Here is a 1,152-nt window from a genome sequence, read left to right on the forward strand (position 1 = left end):
GTCAAGAACAGAAAACTGGTGATCAACAAGGACGAGGCCAACCAGGTCAGGTTCCTGTTTGAGCTGTTCGCCGAAAACCACTCCCTATCGGAAACCTGTCGTATGGCCAACCGCCAGGGGCTTCGAACCAAGGCCGTCTATCGGGACGGTGTGTTGACCCAGGGCGGCAAACGCTGGAACCGGGCGGTCCTCTACCGGCTGCTAAGAAACCGCCTGTACCGCGGCGAAATCAGCGACAAGAAACGGGGCAAGTGGTATCCGGGGGAACACAAGGCCATTGTCGGGGAAGACCTCTGGAACCGGGTGCAAGCCGTCTTCGATATCAACGGAGAGCAACGACGCAAACAGTCGTTCTGGAAGAACTCACCGGCGTTTTTGCAGGGACTCATTATCGGCCCTGACGGGCTGGCGTTGGTTCCCAGCAGCACTCGCCGTCGGGGCAAGCAATATCGCTACTACGTCAGCAGCAAGGGGGTGAAGGAAAATTATGCGTCCATGGCCCTGCCGCCAATACCCGCGCAGGAAATAGAAGCGGCCGTGATCGATCGTGTCGGAAAGCTGCTGGCAACCCCGTCAGTGATCTCGCGGGTGGCCCAGTGTCTTGATACGACACCGGATACCCAACAGATAGCAACCATCCGCGAGGCGCTGACAGATCTCAGCGCCCTCTGGCCAGAGCTCTACCCTAATGAACAACGCCTGCTGGTCCACCAGCTGTTGGACAAAATAACGCTTGAAGATCAAACCATTACCATGACGTTTAAAACACCCGCCCTGATGGAACTGGGCGCACAAATGCCGGAGGAACGCGCATGAAAAGAATAACCGTCACGGGGCCTGACACTGTCACCCTCAGCGAGGACGGGCAAAAGCTGGAAATCCGGATTCCTATCCGGCTACATCGCAGGGGTAACCAGACCTGCATTACCGACCCGTCGGGCCAACCCCTGACACCGCCGAAAGAACACCCGTCACCTGCGCTCCGTGACGCCCTTGTATGCGCCCACATATGGATGCGGCGGTTGGAAACCGGTCCGGCAACCAGTATCAAGGAGATTGCCATAAAGGAAGGCGGTGTTTGTCAACATAGTTGTCGCCCCAACTCAAGCCGCTTTCTTAAGTTGATCAGCTGAAGATCTGTCGGGATTAAGC

2 protein-coding genes are annotated in these 1,152 nt (G+C 56.9%); both read left to right on the forward strand.

The genetic code is table 11. From position 1 onward, the window contains the following. The coding region (locus ABD892_RS02700; RefSeq protein WP_345193584.1) for a recombinase family protein at nt 1–816 on the forward strand (816 nt) is incomplete at its 5' end. Then, entirely contained in the window at nt 813–1,133 is a 321-nt protein-coding gene (locus tag ABD892_RS02705; protein WP_345193586.1) for a hypothetical protein, read from the forward strand. The genes ABD892_RS02700 and ABD892_RS02705, both read left to right, overlap by 4 nt. The last annotated feature ends 19 nt before the right edge of the window (nt 1,134–1,152 follow it).

It is taken from the genome of Kistimonas scapharcae (genome assembly GCF_039540975.1).
GTDB lineage: Bacteria > Pseudomonadota > Gammaproteobacteria > Pseudomonadales > Endozoicomonadaceae > Kistimonas > Kistimonas scapharcae.

What these genes read in the sequence shown, in the direction of transcription:
- ABD892_RS02705 (WP_345193586.1), top strand. Translation starts at nt 813, where the DNA reads ATGAAAAGAATAACCGTCACGGGGCCTGACACTGTCACCCTCAGCGAG.